Raw genomic sequence first — 21,250 nt, 5'->3', positions numbered from 1 at the left:
GTGTTCTACTACCTGCTCAAACACGTCTTCCTCGGACCGGTGCTGCGGCTGCTGTTCCGGCCGAGGACGGAGGGGCTGGAGCACGTCCCGGAGGACGGCGCCGCGATCGTCGCCGGCAACCACCTGTCCTTCTCGGACCATTTCCTGATGCCGGTCGTCCTCAAGCGGCGCATCACCTTCCTCGCGAAGCAGGAGTACTTCACCGGCCCCGGCATCAAGGGCCGGCTGACCGCCGCGTTCTTCCGCAGTGCCGGCCAGATCCCGGTGGACCGCTCCGGCAAGGAGGCCGGGCAGGCGGCGATCCGCGAGGGGCTCGGGGTGCTGGCCAAGGGGGAGCTGCTCGGGATCTACCCGGAGGGCACGCGCTCCCACGACGGGCGGCTCTACAAGGGCAAGGTCGGGGTGGCGGTCATGGCGCTGAAGGCGGGCGTGCCGGTGATCCCGTGCGCGATGGTCGGGACGTTCGAGATCCAGCCGCCGGGGCAGGTCGTACCCAAGATCAAACGGGTGACGGTCCGGTTCGGCGAGCCGCTGGACTTCTCGCGGTTCGCCGGGATGGAGAACGACCGGACGGTGCTGCGCGCCGTGACGGACGAGATCATGTACCGGATCCTCGCGCTGTCGGGCCAGGAGTACGTGGACGAGTACGCGACCAAGGTCAAGGAGGCCCAACAGGCCGAGCAGCAGCGGAAGTTCCCCAAGTTCCGCCGCTGACCGGGGGATCACCGGTGGGTATCGTCGGGGGGCGAAGGACTTCCCGAAAGGACATCGGTGAACGAGCACGAAGCGCATGAGCACGAGACGCACGGAACGCACGAGACGCACGCAACGCACGGCACTCACGAGACGCACGAGACGTACGAGACGTACGAGACGTACGAGACGTACGACAAGCTGATCGGCCTGCTGGACGAGCGCGGGGCGGCCTACCGGATCATCGAGCACGAGCCGGAGGGCGCCACGGAGGCGGTCAGCGCGATGCGCGGCAACCGGCTGGAGCAGGCCGCCAAGTGCATCGTCGTGATGGTCAAGATCGGCAAGAAGACCAAGCGGTACGTACTGGCCGTGGTCCCGGGCGACCGGCGGGTCGACCTCGGGGCCGTGAAGGCACTGCTGGGCGGCGGTTACGCCGGTTTCGCGACACCCGAGGTGGCGGAGCGGCTGGCGCGCAGCGTGAGCGGCACCATCCTGCCGTTCTCCTTCGATCCGGAGCTGGAACTGGTCGTGGACCCCGCGCTGCTGGAGGAGGACGAGATCTTCTTCAACGCGGCACGGCTGGACCGGTCGCTCGCGCTGCGGACGGCGGACTACGTGGCCGTCGCCGAGCCCCGCACGGCCCCGATCGCGGGCTGAACCCGGCTACGGCGACAGACCCGCCAGCGCCTCGTCCAGGACGCGCCGCAGGCGCAGCGCGTCCGGGGCGACCGCCGTCACCAGGGCGGCGGGCCCGGCCAGGGGGGTGACGGCGGCGGTGTCCCCGATGAGGTGCGGCTCGGCGGGCTTCTCCTCGAAGTCCGGGTCGACCACGAGGAGTTGGCCCACCGCCCGGTGTCCGCCCAGCACCGCTCCCCCGTCCCAGCCGCCGGGCGTGCCCGGGCCGTAGGACAGTTCCTGGTCCAGCAGCGGCCGACCGGCGCGCCCGACGGTGAGCCGGGTGGTGAGGGTGCCGGTCTCCTCGCCGTGGCGGCCGAGGATCTGCTCCTCGCGCAGCACCAGGCGCGCGGTGCCGGCCAGGTCGACGGTGGTACGCATCCGGAGGTCGGAGCCGTACGCGGAGACCAACTGCTCCGGCAGCCAGCGCAGCTCGGCGCCTTCCCCGACGGTGAGGCGCACGTCGTAGCGGGCGTGGCCGGCGTCCCGGCCGGGCAGGGCGACCGTCGCGGCCGCCGAGTCGACGGCGAGCCGCGCCCCCTCCCGTACCTCCGCCTCCACGGCCAGCCGGTCACCGCCGAGCGGCGCCGTCATCGCGCCGACGACGGTGACCCGGGTGTACGGGCCGGTGGCGCGGGTGCGGCGCAGGGCGAGCGGCCCGTCGCTCACCAGGACCGGCAGCGACCCGCCGCCCTCGGCGACGATCCGGGCGGTGGCCTGGACGCTCATGCCGACCAGGCGGCGAGCTGTCCGCGCACCCAGTCGGCGACCGGTCCGACACCCTGCTCGCCGGTGAGCGAGGTGAACGCGACGGGCAGGTCGCCGCGCTGCGCCTTGGCGTCGCGGGCCATCCGCTCCAGGTCGGAGCCGACGTACGGGGCGAGGTCGGTCTTGTTGATGACGAGCAGGTCGGCGGTGGTGACGCCGGGGCCTCCCTTGCGCGGGATGTCGTCGCCACCCGCGACGTCGATCACGAAGATCTGGGCGTCGACGAGGCCCTTGGAGAAGGTGGCGGTGAGGTTGTCGCCGCCGGACTCGACGAGGATCAAGTCGAGCGGCCCGACACTGTCCTCCAGGTCCTCCACGGCTTCGAGGTTGGCGGAGATGTCGTCGCGGATCGCGGTGTGCGGGCAGGCGCCGGTCTCCACGGCCTGGATGCGCTCGGGCGGCAGGACCGCGTTGCGCAGCAGGAACTCGGCGTCCTCGCGGGTGTAGATGTCGTTGGTGACGACGGCGATGGAGAGCTGGTCGCGCAGTTCGCGGCAGAGGGCGGCGACGGTGGCGGTCTTGCCGGAGCCGACGGGTCCGCCGAGGCCGATGCGCAACGCGCGGCGGGTGCCGTCGGGGCGGTGGGCGTCGGCGCTGACGGCGGCCGGGCCGGTGTGGTCGTGGTCGTGGTCGAGGTGCATGGCTTTCCTTGGTGTCAGCAGGGTCGTCAGGAGGCGAAGAGGCGTACGGGCCAGGCCGCGTGCTGCTCGGCGGTGATGTCGAGCAGCGGCGCGGACGCGGCGGGCAGCGCGTCGATGCCCTGGCCGGCGGCGTGCGCGGCCCGCGCGGCCACGTCGTCCATGTCGGGCGCGAGCCGGGCGAGGACGGCGGTGGCCTGGAAGGGGTCGAGGCTCAGCAGGCGGACGGCGGCCGTGGCGGGGCCGCTGACCGTCTCGTACGCGACGCAGTGCGCGGCGTCCTCGGGGCCGAGGCCCGCCGCGCGGGCGGCGATCCCGAGGACGACCGGCTGGTGCGCGCCGCGCGGGAACGCCCGGGCCAGCGCGTCCAGCTCGGGGCCCGGCCAGGTGGCGCGGGCGGCCCGCAGCATCTGGCGGCCGAGCTTGCGGGCGGTGGCCCGCAGCGCGGGCGACGGGGTGCGGGCGTCGGCGGCCTCGTCGAGCGCGGCCGGGTCGTGGCCGAGGGCAGCCGCGGCGGCGAGGGCGGCGGAGGTGAGCCCGCTGGTGTGCAGCCGGCCCCGGCAGAACGTCTCCAGGTCGCGGGCGTCCCGGACGCGTCCTGCCTTGACGGCCGGTTCGGCGCCGCCGGAGTGGGCGTGGCCACCGGCGGGGAACCGGCCGTCGGCGAGGACGAGCAGAGCTGCGCGTGTCATCAGTGTCGCCCTCAGAAGAGGAAGTAGCGCTGTGCCATGGGCAGTTCGGCGGCGGGCGCCGGGTCGACCGGCTCGCCGTCGATCGTCACGGTGAACGTGTCGGCGTCGACCTCCACGCGCGGCAGGGCGTCGTTCTCGCGCATGTCGGCCTTGGTGACTCCTCTGGTGTTCTTGATCGCGACGAACTCCTTGGCGAGGCCCAGACGTTCGGGCAGGCCGTCGTCGAGGGCGGAGCGGGTGACGAAGTTGAACGATCCGGCCGCGGCGGCCGTGCCGAGCGCGCCGAACATGGGGCGGGGCATCACCGGCTGGGGCGTGGGGATGGACGCGTTGGCGTCGCCCATCTGCGCGTACGCGATCTGCCCGCCCTTGATCACGGTCTGCGGTTTGACGCCGAAGAACGCCGGCTCCCAGAGCACCAGGTCGGCGAGTTTGCCGGTCTCGACGGAGCCGATCTCGTGGTCGAGGCCCTGGGCGACGGCGGGGTTGATCGTGTACTTGGCGACATAGCGACGGGCGCGGTGGTTGTCGGCGCGGCCGTCGCCCGGCAGTGCGCCCCGGCGCCGCTTCATCACGTGCGCGGTCTGCCAGGTCCGCAGGATCACCTCGCCGACGCGGCCCATGGCCTGGGAGTCGGAGGAGATGATCGAAATGGCGCCCAGGTCGTGGAGGATGTCCTCGGCCGCGATGGTGGAGGGCCGGATGCGGGACTCGGCGAAGGCCAGGTCCTCGGGGACGGCCGGGTTGAGGTGGTGGCACACCATCAGCATGTCGAGGTGTTCGTCGAGCGTGTTGACGGTGTGCGGCCGGGTGGGGTTGGTGGAGCTGGGCAGGACGTACGGCTCGGAGACCACGGTGATGATGTCGGGGGCGTGACCGCCTCCCGCGCCCTCGGTGTGGTACGCGTGGATCGTGCGGCCCGCGATGGCGGCGAGGGTGTCGCCGACGAACCCGGCCTCGTTCAGCGTGTCGGTGTGGATGGCGAGCTGGGCGCCGGTCTCCTCGCAGACGCCGAGGCAGGCGTCGATGGCCGCCGGGGTGGCCCCCCAGTCCTCGTGGATCTTGAACCCGAGGGCGCCACCGCGCAGTTGGGAGTGCATCGCCTCACGGGAGACGGTGTTGCCCTTGCCGAGCAGGCCGATGTTGACGGGGTAGGTCTCCAGCGCCTGGAACATCCGGGCGAGGTGCCAGGGGCCGGGCGTGATGGTGGTGGCCTTGGTGCCCTCCGCCGGTCCCGTGCCGCCGCCGACGAGGGTGGTGATGCCGGAGGTCAGCGCCTGCTCGACGACGGTCGGCGAGATGAAGTGGATGTGCGCGTCGATGGCCCCGGCGGTGAGGATCTTGCCGTTGCCGGCGATGACCTCGGTCTCCGGCCCGATGACAAGGTCGGGGCTCACCCCGTCCATGGTGTCGGGGTTGCCGGCCTTGCCGATGCCGGTGATCCGGCCGTCGCGGATGCCGATGTCGGCCTTGACGACGCCCCAGTGGTCGATGATGACGGCGCCGGTGATCACGGTGTCCGGGGCACCTTCGGCGCGGGTGGCGCGGGACTGTCCCATGGACTCGCGGATCACCTTGCCGCCGCCGAACACCGCCTCGTCGCCCGAGCGTCCTGGCCCGCCGCAGCGGTCCTCCTCGATCTCGATCAGCAGGTCGGTGTCGGCGAGCCGGATGCGGTCACCGGTGGTGGGGCCGAAGAGGTCGGCGTAGACGGCCCGGTCGAGCAGGGTGCGGCTGGGCTCAGGCATCGAGGGGGCCTCCGGTCTGTCCGCGCAGGCCGGGGACGACGCGCAGCCCGGCGAGCGGTACGAGTTCGACGTCGACGGGGATGCCGGGCTCGAAGCGTACGGCGGTACCGGCGGCGATGTTCAGCCGCAGGCCACGCGCGGCCGAACGGTCGAAGTCGAGGCCGGGGTTGGCCTCGGCGAAGTGGTAGTGGGAGCCGACCTGGACGGGCCGGTCGGCGGCGTTGAGGACGGTCAGGCGCGTGACGGGGCGGCCCTCGTTGAGGGGTACGGGCTCGTCCGCGTACAGGATCTCTCCGGGAATCATCGGCGGCGCTCCCCCGTCAGACGATCGGGTCGTGGACGGTGACGAGCTTGGTGCCGTCGGGGAAGGTGGCCTCGACCTGGACGTCGTGGATCATCTCGGCGATGCCGTCCATGACGTCGTCGCGGCTGAGCACCTTGCGGCCGGAGGCCATGAGTTCGGCGACGGTGCGGCCGTCGCGCGCGCCCTCCAGGATGTGGGAGGTGATGAGGGCGACGGCCTCGGGGTGGTTGAGCCTCACCCCGCGCGCCCGGCGCTTCTCCGCCACGTCGGCGGCCACGTGGATGAGCAGGCGTTCCTGCTCGTGCGGCGTCAGTTGCACGTTTCACCTCACAGTCTCCCGCCCGATCGGCCCCGGGCGCAGCGGGACCATATCCGGCTTCAACACTCTGTTGACCTGCAGAAACGAGTGTTGCGCAGAGATATTTCAATCTCGGGCAGAAGTTTTTCCGGGAGGTTAACTGGCCCTTTGCCCGCCCATGGACATCAGCGCGCGCAGCCCGTCCTGGAGGACGGAGACGGGCGCGGAGCCGAAGAGCGCCTGCTGGGCGGCGAATCCCTGCGCGGCGGCGATCATCGTGCGGGCCACGTGGTCGGCGGGGACGTCGTCGCGCATCAACCCGGCCTTCTGGTACGCGAGGACGACGCGGATCCAGGACTCGCGCACCTTCAGGTACCCGGCGCGCATGACGGCGGAGAGGTCGTCGTTGCGGAGGGTCTCGGTCCAGACCTGGATCATCAGGCGGGGGAAGCTGTCCTCGCCGTCGTAGGAGAGGCCGGACCGCTCGGTGAGCACCTCGGTCATGACCTGGCCGACCAGGACGTCCGGCGGCGGGGGCGGGCTCGTGCGGGCGGCGGTCTCGAACGTGGTGCGGATCGCGTCGAGCACCTCGGTGACGATGGCCTCGATCAGCTCTTCCTTGCCGCGGAAGTACCGGTAGACGGCGCCGGCTGACAGGCCCGTCTCGCGGAGGACGTCCGCCATGGAGGTGGCGTGGAAGCCGTTGCGGGCGAAGCAGCGGGCGGCGCCGTCGAGGATCTGGCGGCGGCGGGCGTCGAGGTGGTGCTGGGAGACGCGGGGCATGGTCGCCAATGTAAAACGAACGTTCCTTCTTGACAAGCGCGACACACGGGCGGACAGTGACCTCGGAACGTAAAACGAACGATCCTTCTCTTTGGATCGCCGCCGGACGGAGGCCCCATGCCAGCCATCCCCGCTTCCCCGACCCGCCGCGCGGCCGCCGTGGCGGTCCTGATCCCCGTCATCGCGGCCCTCGCCCTGTGGGCCTTCGCCTGGCCCGCCGCCCGGCTCGCACCGCGCGACCTGCCGATCGGCGTCGCCGGCCCGGCGGCCGCCGCGGGCGCCATCCAGGAGCGCTTCGAGCAGCGCGGCGAAGACGCCTTCGACGTGCACCGTTACGAGGACGAGGCCGCCGCCCGCGCCGCGATCGAGGACCGGGTCGTATACGGAGCGGTCGTCGCCGGTCCGCAAGGGCCCCGGCTGATCACCGCGTCCGCCGCGAGCCCGGTCGTGGCCCAACTGCTCCAGCAGGCGCTGCCCACGGCACCGGCGACCGACGTGGTGGCCGCGCCGCCGGGCGACCCGCGCGGCAGCGCGCTGGCCGCGAGCATCCTGCCGCTCGCCCTGGCCGGGGTGGCCGCCGGAGCCCTGGTCACCCTCCTCGAACTGCACGGCGCCCGGGCCGTGGCCGCGCTGGTGGGCGCGGCCGTGGTGACCGGACTCGTGGGCACCGCGATCGCCGGGAGCTGGCTCGGCGTGATCACGGGCGACTGGTGGACCGAGGCGGGCGTCCTCGCGCTGGCCGCACTGGCGATCGGGGCCGCCGTCGCGGGCCTCGCGGCACTGCTCGGCCGCGCGGGGCTCGCGCTCGGGGCGCTGGTGATGGTCCTGCTGGGCAACCCGTTCTCCGGTGTGGCCGGCGCGCCCGAGCTGCTGCCGGAGCCGGCCGGGACGATCGGCCAGTGGCTGCCGCCGGGAGCGGGCGGGTCACTGCTGCGGTCGGTGGCGTTCTTCGACGGCGCGGCGGCGGGCGGTGCCCTGCTCGTCCTCGGCGCCTGGGCGGTGCTCGGCCTCGCGGCGGTCCTCGCCGGTGGCCGGCGCGACAGGGCGACGGCGCCCACCCCCGGCCACCACCACCCGGCCGAAGCGACCCCGGTCGGCTGACCCCGACCCGGCCGCGTACCCCCGCACACCGGCCGCGTGCCCCCGCCGTGACGGACGGGGGCGCGCGGCCCCTGGGACACGCCCGGTCGCCCCGGTCGCCCGGTCGCCGGTCCCGGTCCCCCGGTCGCCGTGAACGCTCAGGCGCCCGGCCGGGGGTGGTGGCCGCCTGGGCGGTGTTCCGCGGCGATGCCGAAGCGGCCGCGTTCGCCCGGAGCGGACGAGGACGGTACGTCGCGGACCGTGGAGACGGAGCGGAGCACCTGCTCCTCCTCACCCGTCACCGCCTCCCGCTCCCGCTCCGCTTCGAGTCGTTCCAGGTCGGCGGCCGACACCAGAGCCACGAGCGGCTTGCCGTGACGGGTGACGACCACCCGTTCGCCGCCGTAGACGACACGGTTGATCAGATCGGCGAGCTCTGCCCGGGCTTGCGTCACCGGAATCTCGTAGGCCATGCTCCCCATCATAACGGCCTGTACGTCCTGTACATTTTTTACAGAGATGACGGAGACCAGAGAGAGGCACGTCATGAGCCACGTCCTGCCCGAGTTCACCGAGCGCACCGGCTCCGGCACCCGCACGCTCGACCCGTACGGGAAACTGCTGGAGGAGCGGATCGTCTTCCTCGGCACCCCCATCGACGACACCGCCGCCAACGACGTCATCGCCCAGCTCCTGCACCTCGAACACGCCGCGCCGGAACGGGACATCGCGCTCTACATCAACTCCCCCGGCGGCCCCGTCAGCGCCATGTCGGCCATCTACGACACGATGCAGATCGTCACGTGCGACGTGGAGACCACGTGCATCGGCCAGGCCGCGTCGACCGCCGCCGTCCTGCTCGCCGCCGGCGCGCCCGGCAAGCGGATGATCCTGCCCGGTGCCCGGGTGCTCGTCCAACAGCCGTCCATCGGGGAGCCGTTGCGTGGCGCGCCGACGGACCTGGACGTCCACGCCCGGGAGTTGCTGCGACTGCGCGGCCAACTCGCCGACACGCTGGCCCGCCACACCGGGCAGACCCGCGACCGCGTGGACGCCGACCTGGAGCGCGACACGGTCTTCGACGCGGCCGCCGCCGTCGCGTACGGGCTGGTGGACCACGTCGTGCCCAACCGCGGGAGGTGAGCGATGCCGGCACCCGAACGCCCGGACTGGCCACCGCTCCCCGCACTGACCCGCGCCGAAAGCGCGTTCGTCGACAGTTGGCTCGAAGTCGTCGACCTCCTGGGCCGGATCAATCCGGCGCGCGCCACCCACACGTACAGCGCCCTGCGCGCGGCACAGGCCCTCGTCGGGCGTGCGACCGCGCTGCGCGACGCCCTGACCTCGATGCATGAGCGCGGCGAGAGCGATGTGCATGCCCATACGCTGGCGCGGGCGTTGCGGGTGCTCGACGGCGAACGGCGCGCGGGACGCGTGACGGTGCCTCAGAATCGAGGTGTGGGACCGACGTAGCCCTCCCCCGGATGGGCTCAGGAGTACGAGAACCGCTCCCTCGTTCAGCGTACGCAACCGGACGAATTTGGTACGACGCGAGTTGCGCACCCGGCGTACACATCTGGCGGAATATCAGGTTCCGACCCTGGTACGGGGTTCGTCGATGTCACGCCGCCGGGCACCAAATCGGCCCTGTCCACCCGAATGGATCAGTCGTGAGGAGCCTCACATAAGGCCGTTTCGACTCGGAATTTCACCCCGACATGGGTCAAGATCCCTGACGACGACAAGCCCCCGCCACCGCGGCGGGGCGGTCCGGGCGGACGCCGAGTCCTGCCGCCGTCCGGATGACTGGTCGACAGGAGTGGATCGGCAGGAGTGGAGGACCCAATCAGTGCGGGTGACCGAACGATGTTCGTACGGTCGGTCTCCCTTGGGGTGAAGCCGCGTCAGCGGCCGGGCAACTTCGCCAGCCCGAACCCGACAGGTCATCCTTCACAGGCGGCTGACGAAGGGTTGCGCAATGACCGCGCAGATTCATGTCCCGTCTCTGCTGTCCCGGGCCGGTGCCGTCTCGGCACTCACCCTCGCCGCCGTCGGCGGCCCGATGCTGGCGCCCGGCGCCGTATCCGAGGCACAGGCCGCCCCGGCACACGCGACCAAGGCGCTGAACATCGCCGCGTCCAAGAAGGGCGCACCGTACAAGTACGGAGCGGCGGGCCCGTCCCGGTTCGACTGCTCCGGCCTGACGCTCTACTCGTACAAGCAGGCCGGCAAGACGCTGCCGCGCACGGCACAGCAGCAGTACAACAAGACCCGCCACATCTCCGCCTCCAGCCGGCAGAAGGGCGACCTGGTCTTCTTCCATCGTGGGAGCAGCGTCTACCACGTCGGTATCTACGCGGGTAACAACAAGATCTGGCACTCACCGAAGTCGGGTTCGGTGGTCAAGCTGGACAAGATCTGGTCGAAGTCGGTCTGGTACGGGCGCGTCCGCTGATGCTCCCGGCATGACCCGTGGTGCGGGGGTACTCGTCGGGAATGTCCGGCGAGAGCCCCCGCACCGCGCGCGACCAGACGCGTAACGAGACGCCGCTGGAGCGTGCCGACCGCAATTTCGCCGAGCTGCTCCAGGAACTGCGCGTCACCCAGACGGGCGTCCAGATCCTGTTCGCCTTCCTGCTGACCCTGGCGTTCACGCCCCGCTTCGGCTCTCTCGACTCCTACCAGCGCGGCATGTACGTCATGACGCTGCTGCTGTCCGTCGTGGCGGCGGTGCTGCTCACCGCCCCGGCCGCGCTGCACCGTTCGCTGTTCCAGCGGGGCGCCAAGGCACGCATCGTGACGGTGTCGTCGAAACTGGCGAGGATCGGGTTCGTGGTCCTGGCGCTGGCCCTGACCTGCTCCGTGTCGCTGGTCGTGGACGTGGTCCACGGCAGGCCCGAGGGCCTGGGGGCGGGCGCCTTCACCCTGCTGGTGTGCGGCGGCCTGTGGGGGCTCCTCCCCCACCTCGTACGGCGCGGGCTCAGCGACCGGCCACCGGGGCGACCAGGAGCGACACCCCCAGGGCGGCGAGTCCACCACCGCTGACCCCCTGCACGGCCCTGGCGGTACGCGGCCGTCGCAGCCACCGCCCCAGCCGGTCCACCAGCAGCGCGACGGCCGGGAACCAGACCAGGGCGAGGACCACCACGATCGACGCCAGGAGCAGCGTGCGCGGCAGCACCGCCGCCCCGTCCGGGACGAACTGCGGCAGCAGGCTCAGGAAGAGGACGGGCGCCTTGGGGTTGAGGACGTTGGTCAGGAACCCCTGCCGCAGGCTCCGCCCCACGCCGAGCGCCGGCTCCCCCTCGGCCACCCCCGCCCCGGCCCCCTTCAGCGCGCCGCGCACCGCCTGGACGCCCAGGTAGAGGATGTACGCGCCACCGGCGATCTGGAGGGTCCGGTAGAGGACGGGCACCGCGACCAGGAGCGCCGCGAGCCCCGCGACGGCGAGCGCCGTGTGGACGACCAGCCCGCCCGCGACGCCCACCGCACACGCCACACCGGCGCGGCGGGAGGCCAGCGAGTTGCGTACGACGACGGTGAAGTCGGCGCCCGGCATGGCGACCATGCCTGCCGCGACGCCGATGAAGGCGATGAGCTGTGCGTCCATGGTCACCCAGCCTGGCCCACCGGAGCCCTTAGCGTGTACTTGCAATCTCGAGGGCCTGCCTAAAGGAACGCTTAATGTACGACCCTGTGCGGCTGGCCGCGCTCGTCGCGGTCGCGGAGGCCGGTTCGATCACCCGGGCGGCCGGTCGGCTCGGCTACACGGCGCCCGCGCTCTCCCAGCAGCTCGCCAAGCTGGAGCGGGAGGCGGGCGCGCCGCTGCTCGTGCGCCACCACCGGGGCGCCAGGCTGACGGCGGCGGGCGAGGTGCTGGTGGCGCGGGCGCGCCGGGTGCTGGACGAGATGGAACGGGCGCGGCACGAGCTGGCGCTGCTGAACGGTCTCACGGGCGGGCGGCTGCGGGTGGGCACGTTCACCACCGTGGGCATCCACCTGCTGCCGCCGGTGCTCAGCGCGTTCCGGCGCGCCCACCCGGATGTGGAACTGGCGGTCACCGAGTACGAGCCGCCGCGCGGGGTGGCCGCGGTGGCGGCCGGGCAGGTCGACCTGGCGCTGACGCACGCGTACGAGCCGGCCGGCGCCGAGCCGCCGCCGGCGGGCGTGTTCCTGGAGCCGCTCCTGGTCGAGGAGCTGGTGCTGGTGACCGCGCCGGGTCATGTCCTGGCCGGGGGCTCAGGACGGCTGGCGGTGGCCGAGCTGGCGGACCAGCCGCTGATCAGCAGTGCCCCCGCGCATCCGGCCCGGCGGGGTGTGGAGGGGGCCCTGCGCGAGGCGGGGGCGAGACCGGCGGTGGTGTGCGAGTCGCCGGGCTACGCGCTGGTGTGCGCACTGGTCAGCGCGGGCCTGGGGGTGGCGGTGGTACCGGAGATGGTCGCCGCGATGGATCCGGCGCCGCTGGGTGTGCGCCTCTTGGAACCGGCCGCGTTCCGCCGCACGATCTCGGTGGCGCACCGGGGCGACGAGTCGGGGCCCGCGGCCCAGTCGTTGCGGGCGTTGCTGCGCGGGGGTTTCGCGCGGGGAGCGTAGGGAGGGACCGCTTGCACAGGGCGGGGAGCGGGGAGCGGGTCAGGTCTGGACCGGGACCGTCCAGGGCAGGGCGATCCAGACGGTCTTGCCGCCCTCGGGGGTCGGGGTGACCGAGAGGCGGCCGCCGCATTCGGCGGTGAGCCAGCGGATGATCACCATGCCCCGGCCGTTGTCCTGCTGTACGGCGGCAGGCAGCCGCTGCGGCCAGCGGGGGTGGCTGTCGGTGACGCCGATGCGCAGTTGTTCGTCGCGCTCCAGCCGGACGTCGACCGTGAACGTGGGCGACTGACCGAAAGTGTGCTGAACGGCGTTGGTGGCGAGTTCGGAGACGATCAGCCGGACCGTGTCGGCCGTTTCGGCCTCTCCGGGGAGACCCCATTCCGCGAGGACGTCCGCCACGTATCTCCGGGCGGCGGAGACCGAGGCCGGATCGCTCGGCAGAGTGACGGATGCTTCCTGATGGTCTGCCATGGCGACCTTGTCCCTTTCCCACCGGGGCCGGGCTCCGACACGTACCGGATGTTTTGTGGGGACGGCCTCGGACTGTGCTTCGCGCCAGACTGCCACTTATGTCGCCCCTGATGGGGGCGATCCACCAAGATATGCATATATCTGTCGCTCGAAGCGGTGAACTCTGCGACGCGAGACCGGATTTGGGCGGCAAACTGACGGGTTGGCCCCACCGCGGGCGGCCCGGTGGCGGAAAGGCCCCGACGGCGGGAGGAGGCGGTCATGCGAGGCGGTCGGCACGGCCCGGCGGTGCGCCGGCGCAAGCTCGGCGAGGAGTTGCGCGGGCTGCGCCTGGCCACGGGCCTGACCAGCCGTGAGGCGGCTCGGCTGGTGGGCTGGCACCAGTCGAAGGTGAGCCGGATCGAGACGGGGGCGAGCGGGGTCACGGGGGCGGACGTGGCGAAGCTGCTCGATGCCTACGGCGTTCACGAGCCGCGGCTGCGCGCCCTGTTGGCGGCGCTGGCGGGGGCGGCGGCGGACGGCGGCGGAACGGGGTGGTGGCACGCCTACCGGGGCGTGCTGCCGCCTCCGTACCAGGACTTCATCAGCCTGGAGGCACAGGCGTGCACGGCCCGGACGCTGGAGACGTCGGTGGTGCCGGGCCTGTTGCAGACGGCGGAGTACGCGCGTGCGGTGACGCGGGCGGCGCTGGAGGGGATTCCGGCGGCGACGGTCGACTCGTTGGTGCGGGTGCGGATGGCGCGGCAGGAGGTGCTGCGCGCCGATCCCCCGCTGAAGCTGGAGGCGGTGCTGGACGAGGCGGTGCTACGGCGGCAGGTGGGCGGGCCGGGTGTGATGCGGGAGCAGTTGCGGCGCTTACTGGAGTGGGCGCGGCTGCCTCACGTGCGGCTCCAGATCCTGCCGTTCGCGACGGGCGAGTACGTGGGGCTCTCGGGACCTTTCGTTATCTTCTCCTTTCCGAACATTTCTGATCTGGACGTGGTTGCTCTTGACCACTTGACGAGTAGCCTCTACCTCGAACGCACGGAAGACCTTGAGGCGTACGGCGCCGCCTTCCGCACCATGCAGGCGCTCGCCCTGTCGCCCGAGGAGTCGTCGGAACTCATCGCCGGGATCGGTGACGGCGCGTAGGGAGAGGCACCCCACATGTCTGCTTACCTCGCACAGCAGGACCTCGCGCACCAGGACCTCGCGCACCAGGACGGCCTCCGCTGGCGGCGCAGCAGCCGCAGCGTCGGCATGAACAACTGCGTCGAGGCCGCCCGCCTCGACGCCGCGCGGCTGGCCGTGCGCGACTCGAAGGACACCGCCAGGCCGCCGCTGCGGTTCTCCGCGACGGCCTGGACGTCCTTCGTCAGCTCCCTGAAGCGGGTCGGCTGACCGGGGCCGGCGCCGTACGGAGGATCGTGGCGACCGCCTCGTCGACCTGACGTTCCGTCAAGTCGGCGCGGGCGGTGAGCCGGAGGCGCGAGATGCCGTCCGGCACCGAGGGCGGCCGGAAGCAGCCCACCGCGAGCCCCTCCGCCCGGCAGTCGGCCGCCCACTTCACCGCCTGCTCCGGCGACGGGGCGCGTACGGAGACGACCGCGGCGTCCGGCCGTACGGCGGTCAGGCCCGCGGCGGTCAGCCGTGCGTGCAGGGTGGCCGCCACCGTACGCGCCCGGCCGGCCAGGCCCGGCTCGGCGCGCAGCAGCCGCAGGCTCGCCAGCGCGGCCCCGGCGGCGGCCGGGGCGAGCCCGGTGTCGAAGATGAAGGTCCGGGCGGCGTTGACCAGGTGCTCGATCACCCGGGCCGGACCGAGGACCGCTCCGCCCTGGCTGCCCAGGGACTTGGAGAGGGTGAGCGTGGCGACGACGTCCGGGCTGCCCGCGAGCCCCGCCGCGTGCAGCGCGCCGCGCCCGCCCTCGCCCAGCACACCCAGGCCGTGCGCGTCGTCGACGACCAGCGCCGCGCCGTGCGCCCGGCACGCCGCCGCGAGGTGGGCCAGTGGCGCCGCGTCGCCGTCCACGGAGAAGACCGAGTCCGTCACGACGAGCGCCCGGCGGCCGGGGTGGGCGTCCAGGGTCTTGGCGACCGCGTCGGGGTCGGCGTGCGCGACGACCGCCGTCTCGGCGCGCGAGAGCCGGCAGCCGTCCACGATCGAGGCGTGGTTGCCCGCGTCGGAGACGATCAGCGAGCCGCGCGCGCTCAGCGCCGTCAGGGCGGCGAGGTTGGCGGCGTACCCGGAGGAGAACACCAGCGCCGCCTCGAACCCGCAGAAGTCGGCCAGCTCCCGTTCCAGCTCGCCGTGGAGCTCGGTGGTGCCGGTCACCAGGCGCGAGCCGGTGGCGCCGGCGCCCCAGCGGCGGGCGGCCCCGGCGGCCGCGGCGGTGATGTCCGGGTGGTGGGTGAGGCCGAGATAGTCGTTGCTCGCGAGGTCCAGCAGGTCCGGTACGGCCGGTCGCGGGCGGAGCGTACGGACCAGACCGGCGTCCGCGCGGCGCCGCGCCTCGTCGTCGGTCCAGTCGAATGGGTCCTGCGGCATGGGTCGGTCCCTTTTGTAGGCAGCGCACAGACCCTAACCGGGGTCGGCCGTGGTCAGAGTGTGGTCATACACACACCCCAATCCGCGTCTGTTGTGGAGTTCCTCCTTGGCCCCGGGCCGTGCCGTAGGCCAGGATCAGCTTTCATGGACCTGCTGAACACGCTGGTGGACAAGGGGCTTCGGCGCGAGCTGCCGACCCGCGAAGAAGCGCTCGCCGTGCTGGCGACCTCCGACGACGAGCTGCTGGATGTGGTGGCCGCGGCCGGAAAGGTACGCCGTCAGTGGTTCGGGCGGCGGGTGAAGCTCAACTATCTGGTGAACCTCAAGTCCGGTCTGTGCCCCGAGGACTGCTCGTACTGCTCGCAGCGGCTCGGCTCGAAGGCGGAGATCCTCAAGTACACCTGGCTGAAGCCGGAGGAGGCGTCCAAGGCCGCCGCCGCGGGTGTCGCCGGTGGCGCCAAGCGGGTCTGCCTGGTCGCCAGTGGCCGTGGTCCGACGGACCGGGACGTCGACCGGGTCTCCAAGACCATCGAGGCCATCAAGGAGGAGAACGAGGGCGTCGAGGTCTGCGCCTGCCTCGGGCTGCTGTCGGACGGTCAGGCGGAGCGGCTCCGCTCGGCGGGGGCGGACGCGTACAACCACAACCTCAACACGTCCGAAGGGACGTACGGGGACATCACGACCACGCACACCTACGCGGACCGCGTCGATACGGTGCAAAAGGCGCACGCGGCGGGCCTGTCGGCCTGCTCCGGGCTGATCGCGGGCATGGGTGAGAGCGACGAGGACCTGGTCGACGTGGTCTTCGCGCTGCGCGAGCTGGACCCGGACTCGGTGCCGGTGAACTTCCTGATCCCCTTCGAGGGCACGCCGCTCGCCAAGGAGTGGAACCTGACCCCGCAGCGGGCGCTGCGCATCCTGGCGATGGTCCGGTTCGTCTGCCCGGACGTGGAGGTCCGCCTCGCGGGCGGGCGCGAGGTCCACCTGCGCACCCTCCAGCCGCTGGCCCTGCACCTCGCCAACTCGATCTTCCTGGGCGACTACCTGACCAGCGAGGGCCAGGCCGGCAAGGCCGACCTGGAGATGATCGCCGACGCCGGGTTCGAGGTGGAGGGCACGGACACGACGACGCTGCCCGAGCACCGGGCGGACGCGTCGTCCTGCGGCAGCGGTACCGGTGGAGGCTGCGGTTCCGGCTCGGTGTGCTCGTCGGAGGAGCCCGCACCCACCGTGACGGCCGACCAGGCCCGTACCGACCTGGTGGCCGTGCGCCGCCGGGGTGCCGGCACCGACCTCGCGCCCAATGCGTGACCTGGACACCGCCGAGCTGATCGCCCTCGACCGGGCCCACGTCTGGCACCCGTACGGCCCCATGCCGGGCCGTACGGACCCGCTCGTCGTGGAGTCCGCCTCCGGGGTGCGGCTGCGGCTCGCCGAACCGGCGCACGGGCAGCGCGAACTGGTCGACGGCATGTCGTCCTGGTGGTCGGCGATCCACGGCTACAACCACCCGGCGCTCAACGAGGCGGCGCGCGGCCAGTTGGACCGGATGAGCCATGTGATGTTCGGCGGGCTCACCCACGAGCCGGCCGTGCGGCTGGCGACCCGGCTGGTCGAGATCACGCCGGAGCCGCTGCGGCACGTCTTCCTGTGCGACTCGGGCTCGGTGTCCGTCGAGGTCGCGATCAAGATGTGCCTCCAGTACTGGCGCTCGGTGGGCCGCCCGGCCAAACGGCGGCTGCTGACCTGGCGCGGTGGCTACCACGGCGACACCTGGCAGCCGATGTCGGTGTGCGACCCCGAGGGCGGGATGCACGAGCTGTGGTCCGGCGCGCTGCCCCGGCAGATCTTCGCGGGGCCGCCGCCGGCCGGGTACGAGGAGACGTACGCGGAGCAGCTCCGGGAGGAGATCGGGCGGCACGCGGACGAGCTGGCCGCCGTGATCGTCGAGCCGGTGGTGCAGGGCGCGGGCGGGATGCGGTTCCACGACCCGGCGTACCTGCGCGTGCTGCGCGAGGCGTGCGACGCGCACGACGTGCTGCTGGTGTTCGACGAGATCGCCACCGGGTTCGGGCGGACGGGCACGCTGTTCGCGGCGGAGCACGCGCGCGTGGCGCCGGATGTGATGTGCCTGGGCAAGGCGCTGACCGGCGGCTATCTGTCGCTCGCGGCGACGCTGTGCACCGCGCGCGTGGCGGACGGGATCTCGCGGGGCGAGGTGCCGGTGCTGGCGCACGGGCCGACGTTCATGGGCAACCCGCTGGCCACCGCCGTGGCGTGCGCCTCGATCGACCTGCTGCTGGGCCAGGACTGGGAGCGGGAGGTCAAGCGGATCGAGGCGGGGCTGCGGGACGGGCTGGCGGCGGCCGCCGGACTGCCGGGGGTGCGCGATGTGCGGGTGCTCGGCGCCATCGGCGTCGTCCAGCTCGACCACCCGGTGGACATGGCGGCCGCGACGGCGGCGGCCGTGCGTGAGGGCGTGTGGCTGCGGCCGTTCCGGGACCTGGTGTACGTGATGCCGCCGTACGTCACGGGTGACGAGGACGTGGCACGGATCTGCCGCGGGGTGTACGCGGCCGCACAGGAGGGATGACATGGCGGTACTGGTGGTGAGTGGTACGGGCACCGAGATCGGCAAGACCGTCGTGACGGCCGCGCTGGCATCGGTGGCGCGGGCGGCGGGGCGGTCGGTGGCCGTGCTGAAGCCCGCGCAGACCGGGGTCGGCCCCGGCGAGCGGGGCGACGCGGACGAGGTCGTACGGCTCGCCGGTGACGGGGTCACGCCGGTCGAACTGGCGCGGTTCCCCGAGCCGTTGGCGCCCGACACGGCCGCGCGGCGGGCCGGGATGGCGCCGGTGGGCCCGGCCGAGGTGGCGGACGCCGCCGGCAAGCTGGCGGACGAGTACGACCTGGTGCTGGTCGAGGGCGCGGGCGGGCTGCTCGTGCGGTACGACCAGGAGGGCGGCACGCTCGCGGACGCGGCCCGGCTGCTGGGCGCGCCGGTGCTGGTGGTCGCGCCGGCCGGGCTGGGCACGCTGAACATGGTGACCCTGACCGCCGAGGCGCTGCGGGCGCGCGGGCTGACGCAGGCGGGCGTGGTCGTCGGGAGCTGGCCGGACGAGCCGGGGCTCGCCGAGCGCTGCAACGTCACGGACCTGCCCCAGGTGGCGGGCGCGCCGCTGCTGGGCGCGGTGCCCTCGGGCGCGGGGGCGCTGCCGGCGGAGGTCTTCCGGGCGCGGGCGGCCGGGTGGCTCGCCCCGTCGCTGGGCGGCACGTGGGATGCGGAGGCGTTCGCCGCGGCCGTAGGCTCCTGATCATGCGTGCTGTCGTCAGCGAGATGGTGTTCGACTGCGCCGACCCGGCCGCGCTGGTCCGTTTCTGGGCCGCGCTGCTGGGCGGCGAGCCGGTGGACCGGAGCCCGGACTGGTCGTACGTCGATCCTCCGGGTTTCGTACGGGTCGCCTTCCAGCGGGTGCCGGAGGGCAAGTCCGTCAAGAACCGGCTCCATCTGGACCTGGAGGCCGGGGACGTGGACGCCGCGGCGGCCTGGGCGACGGGGCTGGGGGCGGAGCGGGTCGGCGGCATGGTGACGGACGACCACGGCGACTTCCAGGTGCTGCGGGACCCCGAGGGAAACGAGTTCTGCTTCGTGACCGGCTGACGGGGGGACACTGACGGTGTCACCCCTTTCGCCGGGAGGTCCGCGATGCGGGACACCGTCCACCACCCGCTGTTCGCCCGCTTCTACGCGCGCGTGAGCGTCACCATGGACACGAAGGGCGGCGTCGCCGCGTACCGGGACGAGCTGCTGGCCGGGCTCTCCGGCCGGGTCATCGAGGTCGGCGCGGGCAACGGGCTGAACTTCGCGCACTACCCGGGCGCCGTGTCGGAGGTCGTCGCGATCGAGCCCGAGCGGCGGCTGCGGCAGTTGGCCGCGAGCGCGGGGCTGCGCGCCGAGGTGCCGGTGGACGTGGTGCCGGGCGCGGCGGAGGCGCTGCCGGTGAAGAGCGAGGCGTTCGACGCGGCGGTCGCCTCACTGGTGCTGTGCTCGGTACGGGACCTGCCGCGGGCGCTCGGGGAGCTGCGGCGGGTGCTGCGGCCGGGCGGTGAACTGCGGTTCTTCGAGCACGGGGTGGCCCAGGGGCGGGCGCTGGCGACGGCGCAGCGGGCGCTGGACCGCACGGTGTGGCCGCTGCTGTTCGGGGGCTGTCACACGGCCCGCGACCCGCTGGCCGCGATCGAGGCGGCGGGGTTCGAGATCGTCACGTACCGCCGGTTCCGGATCCCGGAGCAGGGGCCGCAGTTGCCTTCCTCGCCCTGTGTGCTGGGTGTCGCCCGGCGGCCCGACCTGGGGGACGGTCGCCCGGGGGGCGGCCAGGAGGGCCGTGCGCACTAGTGTGCGGGCATGACGTCGCACGCGTACCTCTCGCAGTTGTTCTCGCTGGACGGCCGGGTCGCCCTGGTGACCGGCGGCAGTTCCGGCATCGGCCGGGCGATCGCGGGTGCCCTCGCGCGGGCGGGGGCGAGCGTCGTGATCGTCGCGCGCCGGGAGGCGGAGCTGGCGGCCACGGTCGACGAGCTGCTCGCCGACGGCTGCCGGGCCGCGTGGGTGAGCGGCGACCTGTCCACGCGCGACGGCGTGCGGGCGGCGGCGGAGAAGGCGGCGGGGGTGTACGGCGAGCCCGACATCCTCGTGAACAGCGCCGGTGTCAACCTGCGGCCGCCGATGGGCGAGGTGGGCGAGGACGTCTGGGACGCCACGATGGCGGTGAACCTCGAGGCGCCCTTCCTGCTGGGTGAGCGTTTCGGCCCGGGCATGGCCGAGCGGGGCTACGGGCGGATCATCCACGTCACCTCGCAGCAGGCGCACCGGGCGTTCGTGCGGAGCGGCGTGTACGGGGTGTCGAAGGGCGGCCTGGAGTCGCTGGCCCGTTCGCAGGCCGAGGCGTGGTCGGCGCACGGGGTCACGTGCAACACGCTGGTGCCGGGCTTCGTACTGACGCCGCTCAACGCGCGGCTTCAGGAGGACCCGGACACCGTGAAGGCCCTGGCCGCGCGCACGATGGTGGGGCGCAACGGCCTGGCGGACGACTTCGCGGGCGCGGCGGTGTTCCTGGCGAGCCCCGCTTCGGCGTACGTCACCGGGCACTCCCTCTTCGTGGACGGAGGGCTGTCCGTCCACTGACCGTGTGCGTCCCGCGTTCGGTGCGGTGTGCGTTTCGGCTAGGGTGATCGTCCCTGGAGGTGACCCCCCGTGCCCGATGAGCAGGAGCAGTTGTTCGCGGCGGTCGACGCGCTGCTGGAGCAGGCCGCGCAGGACTCGCTGCCCGAGCCCGACGAACGCAAGCGGCTGCGCGAGGCCGCCGGGCTGAGCCAGGACCAGATCGCCAAGGCGCTGTCGGTGCGGCGGGAGACGGTCACCGGCTGGGAGACGGGCCGCACCGAGCCCCGGGCGCCGAAGCGGGCGGCCTACGCGAGGCTCCTGTCGGGCCTCGCCGAACGCCACCCGGCTCCCCCGGCTCCCGTGCGGGACGCCTCGCCGCGGGCGGCGGCGCCTGCCGTGCAGGCCGCGGTGCCGGAGCCGTCGCCCGCGCCCCACCCGGACGCGCCCGAGCCACCCGCGCCCGCGCCGCCCACCCGGCAGGCACCGACGGCGGCGCCCACCACGGCCACGCCGACCCCGGTGACACCTCCCCAGCAGGACACCGCCGGACAGGCCCCGGACCAGCAGGCGCTGGACCAGCAGGCCCCCGACCAGCAAGCCCCGGACCGGCAGAGCACCGCCCCGCAGGCGCCCGTGCCCGTCGGCGTTCCGGAGGACCGAGCCACCGTGCCGCCGGGTGCCGGGCCGAAGAGCGCCGAACGGCCGGGCGCCGGGCCGGTGGGAGCGGTCGCACACCCGGCCGCCGCCGAACGGCCGGGCGCCGAGCCGACGGGAGCGGTCGCACACCCGGCCGCCGCCGAACGGCCGGGCGCCGAG

Annotated in this window: 28 protein-coding genes and 1 riboswitch; of the genes, 17 read left to right on the top strand and 11 right to left on the bottom strand. The window is 73.1% G+C overall.

Annotated elements, in window-relative coordinates:
- Together ACZ46W_RS33565 and ACZ46W_RS33560 are read left to right on the top strand one after the other, a co-directional pair.
- Complete coding sequence (locus tag ACZ46W_RS33565; RefSeq protein WP_468345830.1) at nucleotides 1–714, top strand: lysophospholipid acyltransferase family protein; 714 nt, start codon at nucleotides 1–3, stop codon at nucleotides 712–714.
- A gap of 180 nt (nucleotides 715–894) precedes the next feature.
- On the top strand, nucleotides 895–1,353 hold the full coding sequence (locus tag ACZ46W_RS33560; protein WP_468346006.1) for a YbaK/EbsC family protein: 459 nt from the start codon (nucleotides 895–897) through the stop codon (nucleotides 1,351–1,353).
- 6 nt (nucleotides 1,354–1,359) lie between these two features.
- Here the strand turns inward: ACZ46W_RS33560 and ACZ46W_RS33555 are convergent, their stop codons facing one another.
- From ACZ46W_RS33555 to ACZ46W_RS33525, 7 genes are all read right to left on the bottom strand, one after another.
- Nucleotides 1,360–2,100, bottom strand: a complete 741-nt coding sequence (locus tag ACZ46W_RS33555; RefSeq protein WP_468345828.1) for an urease accessory protein UreD — start codon at nucleotides 2,098–2,100, stop codon at nucleotides 1,360–1,362.
- Nucleotides 2,097–2,780, bottom strand: coding sequence for an urease accessory protein UreG (gene ureG / locus ACZ46W_RS33550; RefSeq protein ID WP_468345826.1), 684 nt, complete (start codon nucleotides 2,778–2,780; stop codon nucleotides 2,097–2,099). The genes ACZ46W_RS33555 and ureG overlap by 4 nt, the downstream gene beginning before the upstream one ends.
- Nucleotides 2,781–2,806: 26 nt before the next feature.
- On the bottom strand, nucleotides 2,807–3,469 hold the full coding sequence (locus ACZ46W_RS33545; protein WP_468345824.1) for an urease accessory protein UreF: 663 nt from the start codon (nucleotides 3,467–3,469) through the stop codon (nucleotides 2,807–2,809).
- 11 nt (nucleotides 3,470–3,480) lie between these two features.
- Nucleotides 3,481–5,217, bottom strand: coding sequence for an urease subunit alpha (locus tag ACZ46W_RS33540; protein ID WP_468345822.1), 1,737 nt, complete (start codon nucleotides 5,215–5,217; stop codon nucleotides 3,481–3,483).
- Nucleotides 5,210–5,521 (bottom strand): urease subunit beta, encoded by a 312-nt coding sequence (locus tag ACZ46W_RS33535; RefSeq protein WP_468345820.1) that lies wholly within the window; start codon nucleotides 5,519–5,521, stop codon nucleotides 5,210–5,212. The genes ACZ46W_RS33540 and ACZ46W_RS33535 overlap by 8 nt, the downstream gene beginning before the upstream one ends.
- Before the next feature lie 16 nt (nucleotides 5,522–5,537).
- Nucleotides 5,538–5,840: an urease subunit gamma gene (locus ACZ46W_RS33530; protein WP_366126610.1), complete on the bottom strand. Its 303-nt coding sequence runs from the start codon at nucleotides 5,838–5,840 to the stop codon at nucleotides 5,538–5,540.
- Between the two features lie 135 nt (nucleotides 5,841–5,975).
- On the bottom strand, nucleotides 5,976–6,602 hold the full coding sequence (locus ACZ46W_RS33525; RefSeq protein WP_468345818.1) for a TetR/AcrR family transcriptional regulator: 627 nt from the start codon (nucleotides 6,600–6,602) through the stop codon (nucleotides 5,976–5,978).
- A gap of 126 nt (nucleotides 6,603–6,728) precedes the next feature.
- Between ACZ46W_RS33525 and ACZ46W_RS33520 the strand changes: the two genes are divergently transcribed.
- Complete coding sequence (locus tag ACZ46W_RS33520) at nucleotides 6,729–7,703, top strand: ABC transporter permease (protein ID WP_468346004.1); 975 nt, start codon at nucleotides 6,729–6,731, stop codon at nucleotides 7,701–7,703.
- A 137-nt stretch (nucleotides 7,704–7,840) separates the two neighbouring features.
- Here ACZ46W_RS33520 and ACZ46W_RS33515 read toward each other — a convergent pair whose 3' ends face one another.
- A complete protein-coding gene (locus ACZ46W_RS33515) occupies nucleotides 7,841–8,155 on the bottom strand; it encodes a type II toxin-antitoxin system Phd/YefM family antitoxin (RefSeq protein WP_468345816.1) in 315 nt (104 codons plus the stop codon).
- Between the two features lie 46 nt (nucleotides 8,156–8,201).
- Here ACZ46W_RS33515 and ACZ46W_RS33510 point away from each other — a divergent pair, with 46 nt between their 5' ends.
- The 4 genes from ACZ46W_RS33510 to ACZ46W_RS33495 all read left to right on the top strand — a co-directional run bounded on the left by ACZ46W_RS33510 (nucleotide 8,202) and on the right by ACZ46W_RS33495 (nucleotide 10,727).
- The gene (locus tag ACZ46W_RS33510; protein ID WP_468345814.1) at nucleotides 8,202–8,825 is read left to right on the top strand and encodes a ClpP family protease; all 624 of its coding nucleotides are present in this window, start codon (nucleotides 8,202–8,204) and stop codon (nucleotides 8,823–8,825) included.
- A 3-nt stretch (nucleotides 8,826–8,828) separates the two neighbouring features.
- Nucleotides 8,829–9,155 (top strand): hypothetical protein, encoded by a 327-nt coding sequence (locus tag ACZ46W_RS33505; protein ID WP_468345812.1) that lies wholly within the window; start codon nucleotides 8,829–8,831, stop codon nucleotides 9,153–9,155.
- A 328-nt stretch (nucleotides 9,156–9,483) separates the two neighbouring features.
- Nucleotides 9,484–9,656: riboswitch (cyclic di-AMP (ydaO/yuaA leader) on the top strand.
- Nucleotides 9,657–9,660: 4 nt separating this feature from the next.
- The gene (locus tag ACZ46W_RS33500; protein ID WP_468345810.1) at nucleotides 9,661–10,137 is read left to right on the top strand and encodes a C40 family peptidase; all 477 of its coding nucleotides are present in this window, start codon (nucleotides 9,661–9,663) and stop codon (nucleotides 10,135–10,137) included.
- Between the two features lie 41 nt (nucleotides 10,138–10,178).
- On the top strand, nucleotides 10,179–10,727 hold the full coding sequence (locus ACZ46W_RS33495) for a DUF6328 family protein (RefSeq protein WP_468345808.1): 549 nt from the start codon (nucleotides 10,179–10,181) through the stop codon (nucleotides 10,725–10,727).
- On the opposite strand, the gene ACZ46W_RS33490 is transcribed toward ACZ46W_RS33495, so the two are convergent.
- Nucleotides 10,663–11,292 carry a LysE family translocator gene (locus ACZ46W_RS33490; protein ID WP_468345806.1) on the bottom strand — a complete coding sequence of 210 codons (630 nt, stop codon included), beginning with the start codon at nucleotides 11,290–11,292 and terminating at the stop codon, nucleotides 10,663–10,665. The genes ACZ46W_RS33495 and ACZ46W_RS33490 overlap by 65 nt on opposite strands.
- A 74-nt stretch (nucleotides 11,293–11,366) precedes the next feature.
- On the opposite strand from ACZ46W_RS33490, the gene ACZ46W_RS33485 reads away from it, so the two are divergent.
- A complete protein-coding gene (locus ACZ46W_RS33485) occupies nucleotides 11,367–12,275 on the top strand; it encodes a LysR family transcriptional regulator (RefSeq protein ID WP_468345804.1) in 909 nt (302 codons plus the stop codon).
- A 39-nt stretch (nucleotides 12,276–12,314) separates the two neighbouring features.
- On the opposite strand, the gene ACZ46W_RS33480 is transcribed toward ACZ46W_RS33485, so the two are convergent.
- Nucleotides 12,315–12,746, bottom strand: a complete 432-nt coding sequence (locus ACZ46W_RS33480) for an ATP-binding protein (RefSeq protein ID WP_366126600.1) — start codon at nucleotides 12,744–12,746, stop codon at nucleotides 12,315–12,317.
- 261 nt (nucleotides 12,747–13,007) lie between these two features.
- Here ACZ46W_RS33480 and ACZ46W_RS33475 point away from each other — a divergent pair, with 261 nt between their 5' ends.
- On the top strand, nucleotides 13,008–13,877 hold the full coding sequence (locus tag ACZ46W_RS33475) for a helix-turn-helix domain-containing protein (protein ID WP_468345802.1): 870 nt from the start codon (nucleotides 13,008–13,010) through the stop codon (nucleotides 13,875–13,877).
- A gap of 15 nt (nucleotides 13,878–13,892) precedes the next feature.
- Complete coding sequence (locus ACZ46W_RS33470; protein WP_468345800.1) at nucleotides 13,893–14,126, top strand: DUF397 domain-containing protein; 234 nt, start codon at nucleotides 13,893–13,895, stop codon at nucleotides 14,124–14,126.
- Here the strand turns inward: ACZ46W_RS33470 and ACZ46W_RS33465 are convergent.
- A complete protein-coding gene (locus tag ACZ46W_RS33465; RefSeq protein WP_468345798.1) occupies nucleotides 14,101–15,270 on the bottom strand; it encodes an 8-amino-7-oxononanoate synthase in 1,170 nt (389 codons plus the stop codon). The genes ACZ46W_RS33470 and ACZ46W_RS33465 overlap by 26 nt on opposite strands.
- Before the next feature lie 144 nt (nucleotides 15,271–15,414).
- Between ACZ46W_RS33465 and bioB the strand changes: the two genes are divergently transcribed.
- The 7 genes from bioB to ACZ46W_RS33430 form a co-directional block, all read left to right on the top strand.
- On the top strand, nucleotides 15,415–16,581 hold the full coding sequence (gene bioB, locus ACZ46W_RS33460; protein WP_468345796.1) for a biotin synthase BioB: 1,167 nt from the start codon (nucleotides 15,415–15,417) through the stop codon (nucleotides 16,579–16,581).
- On the top strand, nucleotides 16,574–17,863 hold the full coding sequence (locus ACZ46W_RS33455) for an adenosylmethionine--8-amino-7-oxononanoate transaminase (RefSeq protein ID WP_468345794.1): 1,290 nt from the start codon (nucleotides 16,574–16,576) through the stop codon (nucleotides 17,861–17,863). The genes bioB and ACZ46W_RS33455 overlap by 8 nt, the downstream gene beginning before the upstream one ends.
- A gap of 1 nt (nucleotide 17,864) precedes the next feature.
- Complete coding sequence (gene bioD / locus ACZ46W_RS33450) at nucleotides 17,865–18,584, top strand: dethiobiotin synthase (RefSeq protein WP_468345792.1); 720 nt, start codon at nucleotides 17,865–17,867, stop codon at nucleotides 18,582–18,584.
- Nucleotides 18,585–18,586: 2 nt separating this feature from the next.
- Entirely contained in the window at nucleotides 18,587–18,931 is a 345-nt protein-coding gene (locus tag ACZ46W_RS33445; RefSeq protein WP_468345790.1) for a VOC family protein, read from the top strand.
- Between the two features lie 45 nt (nucleotides 18,932–18,976).
- Complete coding sequence (locus tag ACZ46W_RS33440; protein WP_468345788.1) at nucleotides 18,977–19,666, top strand: class I SAM-dependent methyltransferase; 690 nt, start codon at nucleotides 18,977–18,979, stop codon at nucleotides 19,664–19,666.
- Between the two features lie 9 nt (nucleotides 19,667–19,675).
- Nucleotides 19,676–20,455, top strand: coding sequence for an SDR family NAD(P)-dependent oxidoreductase (locus ACZ46W_RS33435; protein WP_468345786.1), 780 nt, complete (start codon nucleotides 19,676–19,678; stop codon nucleotides 20,453–20,455).
- A 69-nt stretch (nucleotides 20,456–20,524) separates the two neighbouring features.
- On the top strand, nucleotides 20,525–21,250 hold a 726-nt coding region (locus ACZ46W_RS33430; protein WP_468345784.1), incomplete at its 3' end, for a helix-turn-helix transcriptional regulator.

The sequence above is a fragment of the Streptomyces sp. NPDC031064 genome, assembly GCF_055570965.1.
Note: the sequence above shows the minus strand (reverse complement) of the source record. Positions and strands in the feature narration are given on the sequence as shown.